Annotated in this window: 6 protein-coding genes; 3 read left to right on the forward strand and 3 right to left on the reverse strand. The window is 57.9% G+C overall.

Going from position 1 to position 7880, the window contains the following annotated elements; genetic code table 11:
* Positions 1 to 90: 90 nt before the first annotated feature.
* The gene (gene xylB, locus ABLV08_RS03420; protein WP_348855571.1) at positions 91 to 1554 is read right to left on the reverse strand and encodes a xylulokinase; all 1464 of its coding nucleotides are present in this window, start codon (positions 1552 to 1554) and stop codon (positions 91 to 93) included.
* Positions 1545 to 2930 carry a D-arabinitol 4-dehydrogenase gene (gene dalD / locus ABLV08_RS03425; RefSeq protein ID WP_047075991.1) on the reverse strand — a complete coding sequence of 462 codons (1386 nt, stop codon included), beginning with the start codon at positions 2928 to 2930 and terminating at the stop codon, positions 1545 to 1547. The genes xylB and dalD overlap by 10 nt, the downstream gene beginning before the upstream one ends.
* Positions 2931 to 3126: 196 nt before the next feature.
* Here dalD and ABLV08_RS03430 point away from each other — a divergent pair, with 196 nt between their 5' ends.
* Positions 3127 to 4068 carry a sugar-binding transcriptional regulator gene (locus ABLV08_RS03430; RefSeq protein ID WP_015365774.1) on the forward strand — a complete coding sequence of 314 codons (942 nt, stop codon included), beginning with the start codon at positions 3127 to 3129 and terminating at the stop codon, positions 4066 to 4068.
* Positions 4069 to 4081: 13 nt separating this feature from the next.
* On the opposite strand, the gene ABLV08_RS03435 is transcribed toward ABLV08_RS03430, so the two are convergent.
* Positions 4082 to 5095, reverse strand: a complete 1014-nt coding sequence (locus tag ABLV08_RS03435; RefSeq protein WP_020078320.1) for a substrate-binding domain-containing protein — start codon at positions 5093 to 5095, stop codon at positions 4082 to 4084.
* Positions 5096 to 5383: 288 nt separating this feature from the next.
* On the opposite strand from ABLV08_RS03435, the gene ABLV08_RS03440 reads away from it, so the two are divergent.
* Positions 5384 to 6133 (forward strand): SDR family oxidoreductase, encoded by a 750-nt coding sequence (locus ABLV08_RS03440; protein WP_045398225.1) that lies wholly within the window; start codon positions 5384 to 5386, stop codon positions 6131 to 6133.
* Positions 6134 to 6165: 32 nt separating this feature from the next.
* Positions 6166 to 7773 carry an FGGY-family carbohydrate kinase gene (locus ABLV08_RS03445; RefSeq protein ID WP_046884018.1) on the forward strand — a complete coding sequence of 536 codons (1608 nt, stop codon included), beginning with the start codon at positions 6166 to 6168 and terminating at the stop codon, positions 7771 to 7773.
* The last annotated feature ends 107 nt before the right edge of the window (positions 7774 to 7880 follow it).

A 7880-nucleotide genomic window follows, 5' to 3' on the forward strand; every position in this document is an offset into this window, starting at 1 on the left:
GCCACTGTTGGTGATTAACGGACATGGTGACCTCGTTGTTGTAGGGTGCAGGAGAATCACTCCGGCAGTTTCGCCGGAGCGTCATATGTCTTATTGCTGTCGAAAATGTCGGTCGTTGCGGTACAGAGACTGGAAATGGGCGTAACGCTGCATCAGCGCCTGATGACGCTGCGGATCCGCCTGCCAGGTTTGCCAGATTTCCGGCTTATGACAAACGCTGGCCAGCGGTTTGCCCGCCGCCAGGCAGGCCAGACGCGCCGCTCCCAGCGCGCCGCCGGTTTCTCCGCCTTTATGCGTCACCACCGGCATCGCCAGGATATCCGCCAGCAGTTGCGCCCAGAACGGACTGCGGGCGCCGCCGCCAACCAGTGAGCACTGGTCGATACGGGTTCCGCTCTCCTGCAACACGCGCAGGCCGTCAGCAATACCGAAGCTCACTCCCTCCAGCACCGCATATCCCAGTTGAGCGCGCAGGCTGGCATGGGTCATTCCCCAGAACATACCGCGCGCCAGAGGATCGTTATGCGGGGTACGCTCGCCGGAAAGATAAGGCAGGAAGTATGGCGCATTGGCTTTTTCGTCTTCGCTTAACTGGGCGACCTCCTCCAGCAGCGCCACTTCGGTGGTGCCGGTCAGGCGACAGAACCACTGCAGACAGCTGGCGGCGCTGAGCATCACGCTCATCTGGTGCCACAGGTTCGGCAGCACATGACAGAAAGCATGCACCGCCGACTGCGGCGCCGGACGATAGCGTTCGGTGACGACAAACAGTACGCCGGAGGTCCCCAGCGAGATAAAAGCGTCTCCCGGCGACACCGCGCCAACGCCAATCGCGCTGACCGCATTATCGCCGCCGCCCCCCGCCACCAGCACCGAAGGATTAAGCCCCCAGCGTTCGGCAATGTCTGCCGCCAGCGTGGCGGAAACGTCGCATCCTTCCACCAGTTCCGGCATTTGTTGCCGCGTCAGGCCGCACTTCTGCAGCAGCGCGTCGGACCAGTCCCGCCGCGCAACATCCAGCCACAGCGTCCCGGCGGCATCCGACATATCGGAGACTTTTTTGCCGGTCATCTTGTAGCGCAGAAAATCCTTCGGCAACAGCACGCAGGCGGTACGGGCGAAATGCTGCGGTTCGTGACGCCGCACCCACAGCAGTTTCGGCGCGGTAAACCCCGGCATTGCCAGATTACCGGCCACCTGATGCAGCTCCGGCGCCATCTCTTCAAGCTCGGCGCACTCCTGCGCGCAGCGGGTATCATTCCATAAAATCGCCGGGCGAATCACTTCGCCGCTGGCATCCAGCAGTACGGCGCCGTGCATCTGTCCGGAAAGGCCGATGGCTTTAATTGCCGACCAATGGCTCGCGCACTTCTCGCGCAGAGTGGCAATCAGATATTCCGTCGCTTCCCACCACGCCTGCGGCGATTGTTCGGACCACTGCGGATGCGGCCGTTGAATGGTCAACGGCGCGCTATGACTGGCGACGACCGTATTATTTTCATCCAGCACCAGCGCTTTAACTTCCGAAGTGCCGAGATCGATACCTAAATACATAGCGCCTCCTGCTGGGTCAACGCGTAGACGGCGGCGATTTGCTCACGCAGCAGCGCCTGAAAATCCGCCGATTCCGCCAGCTCGCCAAATAAGGCTTTATCAGCAGCGTACCGGGCGATCGGATCAGGCGAATTAAACATGGCATGCACCGCGACCTCATCGAGAATTCCGTCCTGGTACTGATACGGTAAAGCCCCTTTATGCCACTGCTGCATAAAGACAAAGAACAGCGCCGGCAACATAGCGGTAGCCTGCGGGCGCACGCCGCGCTGGTAGCACTCCTGCAGGGTTGGGGCAATCATCGCCGGGATTTTTGAGAATCCATCGGCTGCCACCCGCTGGTTGGTGTCCTGGATATAGGGGTTGGTAAAACGCTTGAGTACCACGTCGCGATAGGTTGCCAGGTCGATGCCGTTATCACCCAGACACGGGATCACATCTTCGCTGACGTAACGCTCAGCAATGGCGTAGATGGCATCGGTAAGCGTACTCTCGTGAATATATTGCTGGCCCAACAGGGTTCCCGCCCAGGCAATACAGCTATGTGACGCGTTAAGAATGCGAATCTTCGCCTCTTCATAGGGGATAACCGACGCCACCATCTCCACGCCCACCGTCTCAAGCGCCGGGCGCTCAGCGCGGAAATTATCTTCGACTACCCATTGAATAAAGGTTTCGCCCATCACCGGCGCTTTATCATCGATGCCGGTTTGCGCTTTGATACGTGGCGCCAGATCGGCGGCCGGGCGCGGCGTAATACGATCGACCATGGTGTTTGGGCAGGTCGCGTTCGCCGCCAGCCAGTCAATAACCTGCTGTTTACCGGTCAGTTGCAGAAACTCCACCAGCCCATCATGGAAACGTTCGCCGTTGTGGCGCACGTTGTCACAGTTGAGCAGCGTCAGCGGACCCGCATCGTCGGCGATGCGTTTTTCAAGAATCCGGGTGATGGTGCCATAAATGGTTTTGCAATCTCCCTGCAAATCGGCCTGCAGATCGGCGTTGCTGGTTTCCAGGCGATGCTGCGTATTGAGGTAATAACCCCCTTCCGTCACCGTGAAAGCAATGACTTTAGTCTGCGGGTTCGCGCCTTCATCAATCAGCGGCTGCAGTCCCGCCTGCCACGGCAGTAATTTTTGAATTGAGGCGATCTCTTCATATTCGCGCTCCCCTTCCGGGCTCACCGTCTCGAGGACGTAGCGTCCTCTCTGCTCCGCCAGCGCCTGCACCACATGCTCGGCGTCGTTACGAATATTTCCCGCCGCGATATGCCAGCGCGAATCGCCGGAAACCCGCAGTCGATGCAGGTACCACGCCTGATGGGCGCGATGAAAAGAACCGAGACCGATGTGAAGCCATGTGAATTGCGTATTCATGTTCTGCTCTCCTTGAGGTGATGCGGCTCACTGTAGATGATCATTTGAATCAAATAAGAGCTACGGATCACAAAAGAGCAATTACCCATTTAAATTACAAATGACCAAAACAGAGCAAAAGCTTGCCTGTTTGGAAAACCGCAGCCAAAATGCGGGTATCTGCGCTACTGCGCCCGCGTATTTAAGGCAGGACACCGTGAGTAAAGAAGACGACATCAGGCTGGATCAGAAGGTCCGCGCCGCATGGATGTACTACATTGCCGGTCAGAATCAGAGCGAAATCGCCAGCCACCTTGGCACCTCAAGGCCGGTGGTCCAGCGCCTGATCGCCGCGGCGAAGGAAGAAGGTATTGTGTCGATTGGCTTGCATCATCCTGTGGCGAACTGCCTCGATTATGCGCAGTTGTTGCAGGAAAAGTATCAACTCATCGAGTGCAATATCGTGCCGACCTACAACGAAGAGAGCACGCTGGATAGCGTTTCTTTCGGCTGTTATCAGCTGATGGCCCGCTACCTGCAGAGCGATAACGCCAAAATAATCGGCATTGGTTCTGGATTAACGCTGAAAAAAACCATCCAGCGCATTGATTTCGATAGCCCAAACAGCCGCTGCGTGGCGCTGATTAGCGCAATGAACGATGAGGGGAAATGCAACTACTACGATGATGTGCCGTTGCTGCTGGCGCGGAAAATTCAGGCCAACTACTATCAGTGGCCCGCGCCGCGCTATGCGCAAACCCGTCAGGAACATGAGATGTGGTGCGGCAGCCGACTGTTCAGCAATGTTTCTGCCGCAGCGCAGCAGGCGGACGTTATTTTCGTCGGTATCGGCCCATTGGGTACCCAAAGCCCGATCTTCAAAGACGGGTTTATTAATAAAGTCCAACTGGATGAACTGACGGCGCGCGGCGGCATCGGCGAGATCCTCGGCCGCTTTATCGATGCCGACGGCGGCGTCGTCGACAGCGAAATTAATCGGCTGATCACCAGCTACGATATCCGCCAAAACCAGTGCCCGCGAATAGCCGTCGCCTGTGGCGAGAACAAGCGCCCGGCGATCCTCGCGGCGTTAAAAGGCGGCTGGATTAACGGCCTGGTGACCGATGAACATACCGCCCGCTGGCTGCTGACGCGCTAGCGCCAGCGGCTTTTCACGCCAGATGCTCGCGGCTGCTAATCAGCAGTGGCGGGATCTCTACCCGCTGCTGGCTGGCTTCACCTGCGTCGATGATATTGAATACCGCTTCCAGCATCGCCGGGACGTTCTGCTGCACCATGTCAATATCGTGACCCAATAGATAAACAAATGGGTCCCAGTCAAAACAGCCCATCGGCGGCTGCTCGACGCCGGTCAGCCCCAACTGCGCCAGCCATCTCACCACCCCTTCCAGCGAGATGGTCGAGTTAACGAAGAACCCCTGCAGATGTTCATCGGCGCTTTTGAAACGCGCCTGCATGCAGGCTTCCACTTTGCCTTTTGAATAGCCCGGAGAAAGAATATTCTCTTCCGGCACGCTCATGCCGCGCGCCTCATGAGCATCGCGAAATCCGCGCAAACGCTCCAGGGTGTTGTGGTCGCTGCTGCGCCCGCCGACAAAAAACAGCGGCGCTAGTTTGCCGTGGCGATTGAGACTGTTATCAAGAATTTTATCGGTCAGCGCGCGGGCGCCCGCGTAGTTGTCGGAGATCACCGACGGCGCGGTGGAACCCGGTAGGTCAAGGTTGACCGTCGGCACCCCCGCCTGCTGACATAGCTCGGTAATTTTATCCGGATTTGTCGCCCCGGTCGCCACCACCCAGTCCACCTGCCAGGAGAGCATCGCTTTCACCGCTTCGATTTCCAGCTCTGGACGACGGCGAGTACAGGTAATAATCGGCAGCAGGCCGCGCTCACGCGCCATCTCTTCAAAGCCTTCCGCCACGGAACCAAAATAGCGGTTGTCGTATTTGGGGACAATCATCCCGATGACATGCGATTTTTTACTGCGCAACATGCTGGCCTGGCGATTAATCGCGTAGCCCTGTTCTTGCGCAATCCGCGTCACTTTTTCCGCAAGTTTGGCGCTGATACGGCGTTTTTTCCAGTTGCCATTGAGGATCGCGCTCACCGCGCTTGCCGAAACGCCGGATAATTCCGCCAGATCGTAGATAGTGATTTTTTTCATTTTCCCAACTTGCGTCACAAATTCATTTCGCTGTTAATTTCCCCACTTGCTCAATCGATGAAGCTGGCGCAACATTAGCTTCATCGATTGAGCAACCATGACGCTCGCTAGCGTATACACTCAATAATCGTTCAGACATCAGCAAATTGAAATAAATGGTGCTGATATTCAATAGCTTAACTTAGTTACTCCTGCTCTGACAGGCCAGATTGTTGTAGCAGGTAACCGCTCCTCAAGCTCGTCGAGTCCCGCTTGATGAGCAAAACAGACAACATGAAGGATTATAAAATGAACCACTCTGTATCCTCTATGAATACTTCTCTTAGCGGCAAAGTCGCCGCGGTCACCGGCGCCGCTTCCGGCATTGGTCTTGAATGCGCGAAAACCCTGCTTGGCGCGGGCGCGAAGGTGGTTCTGATCGACCGTGAAGGCGAAAAGCTCAACAAGATTGTGGCAGAGCTTGGCGAAAACGCTTTTGCTTTACAGGTCGATCTGATGCAGGGCGATCAGGTGGATAAGATCATTGACGGCATCCTGCAACTTGCCGGACGTCTCGATATCTTCCACGCCAACGCCGGCGCTTACATCGGCGGCCCGGTCGCTGAGGGCGACCCGGACGTCTGGGATCGCGTGCTGCACCTCAATACTAACGCCGCCTTCCGCTGCGTGCGTAGCGTGCTGCCGCATATGATCGCGCAAAAATCCGGCGATATTATTTTCACCAGCTCCATCGCCGGCGTGGTGCCGGTTATCTGGGAACCTATCTATACCGCCTCAAAATTCGCCGTACAGGCGTTTGTTCATACCACCCGCCGCCAGGTTTCCCAACATGGCGTCCGCGTCGGCGCGGTACTGCCTGGCCCGGTGGTCACCGCCCTGCTCGATGACTGGCCGAAAGAGAAAATGGAAGAAGCGCTGGCCAACGGTAGCCTGATGCAGCCTATCGAAGTTGCCGAATCGGTACTGTTTATGGTCACCCGTTCGAAAAACGTCACCGTACGCGACCTGGTTATTTTGCCTAACAGCGTTGATTTATAACCCCCGGTATCGGTGACTAAAAGGACGATTTTATGAATGGCGAGACTCAAACCATTATCGGCGTCGATGTCGGCTCCGGCAGCGTGCGCGCCGGGGTATTTAACCTCAGCGGCGAACTACTGGCCCACGCCACCCGGGAGATCACCCTCTTCCGCAGCGCCGGCAGCGTGGTGGAACAATCCAGCCACGAAATTTGGCAGGCGGTTTGCGACTGCATTAAACGCGCGGTCGAAAAATCCGCCGTCTCTCCGCACTCGGTTGCCGGTATCGGCTTCGACGCCACCTGCTCGCTGGTGGTAATCGGTGAGAATGACGCGCCGCTGGCCGTCGGCCCCAGCGAAGAGGCGGATCGCAATATCATCGTCTGGATGGATCACCGCGCCACCGAACAGGCGGAGCGCATCAATGCCACCCGCCATCCGGTGCTGCAGTACGTCGGCGGGACTATCTCCCCGGAGATGGAGACGCCGAAGCTGCTGTGGCTGAAAGAAAACCGTCCGCAGATTTTTGCCGCCGCGCGCCATTTCTTCGACCTGGCCGACTATCTCACCTGGCGCGCGACCGGCGATCTGGCCCGCTCCGTCTGTACCGTCACCTGTAAATGGACCTATCTGGCCCATGAAAAACGCTGGGATGCCGACTACTTTCGCCAGATTGGCCTCGCAGAGCTGGCGGAGGAAGACTTCGCTCGTATCGGCCAGCGCATTGTCGATCCGGGTACGCCCTGTGGTGATGGGTTAACCGCGGCGGCGGCTGAAGAGATGGGCCTGCCTGTCGGTACGCCGGTGGCGGTCGGGATGATCGACGCCCATGCAGGCGGCATCGGCACCGTCGGCGTACTCAACGGCGCGGTGAATAATATGGCCTACGTCTTCGGCACCTCCTCCTGCACCATGACTACCACCGAGAAAGCGGTGTTCGTTCCTGGCGTCTGGGGGCCTTACTATTCGGCGATGGTACCGGGTTACTGGCTGAACGAAGGCGGACAAAGCGCCGCCGGCGCGGCTATCGACCAGTTACTGAGCTTCCATCCGGCAGCGGCAGAAGCGCGTGAACAGGCCAAAGCCGCCGCCGTTCCGCTGCCGGTCTGGCTGGCGGATCGCGTGCTGGCGCAGGTTGCCTCGCCGTCGGAGGCGGTGCAGCTGGCTGATGGACTGCATGTCGTGCCGGAGTTTCTCGGCAATCGCGCGCCGCTTGCCGACCCCCACGCGAAAGCGCTGATTGCCGGGCTGGGGATGGAGCGGGATCTTGATAATCTGACCGCGCTGTACGTCGCCGGATTATGCGGAATTGGCTACGGCCTGCGGCAGATCCTCGATGCCCAACGCGCCTGTGGTATTGAGAACGAAAATATCGTTATCAGCGGCGGCGCGGGTCAGCACCCGCTGGTACGCCAGCTGTTGGCCGACGCCTGCGGCGTGACAGTGGTCAGCACAGCCAGTAGCGAACCCGTATTGCTGGGTTCCGCCATCCTCGGCGCCGTCGCGGGCAACGTCGCCGCCTCGCTACCGGACGCCATGAAGCGGTTCACCAGAGTGGATAAAACCTATCGTAGCGAAACGGCGTTTAGCTCGCTACATCAACGCAGGTATGAGGCCTACAAAGCGCTACAACAGGCCGGTCGGCTAATCCGCGAATAACATACCTCTTTAATTTAATAACAATAATGCTCCGCTGTTGTGCAGCGGAGCCGCTCCTCTGCATCCTGAAATCGAGGTTAACATGTCCGTTAATAACCAACAGTGGT

Origin of the sequence: Klebsiella sp. CN_Kp088 (assembly GCF_040064335.1) — a bacterium.
Classification (GTDB): domain Bacteria; phylum Pseudomonadota; class Gammaproteobacteria; order Enterobacterales; family Enterobacteriaceae; genus Klebsiella; species Klebsiella aerogenes.

Bases quoted from the DNA above. Each gene is read 5' to 3' on its own strand.
- xylB (WP_348855571.1), bottom strand. From the start codon at position 1,554: ATGTATTTAGGTATCGATCTCGGCACTTCGGAAGTTAAAGCGCTGGTG.
- dalD (WP_047075991.1), bottom strand. From the start codon at position 2,930: ATGAATACGCAATTCACATGGCTTCACATCGGTCTCGGTTCTTTTCAT.
- ABLV08_RS03435 (WP_020078320.1), bottom strand. From the start codon at position 5,095: ATGAAAAAAATCACTATCTACGATCTGGCGGAATTATCCGGCGTTTCG.
- ABLV08_RS03440 (WP_045398225.1), top strand. From the start codon at position 5,384: ATGAACCACTCTGTATCCTCTATGAATACTTCTCTTAGCGGCAAAGTC.
- ABLV08_RS03445 (WP_046884018.1), top strand. From the start codon at position 6,166: ATGAATGGCGAGACTCAAACCATTATCGGCGTCGATGTCGGCTCCGGC.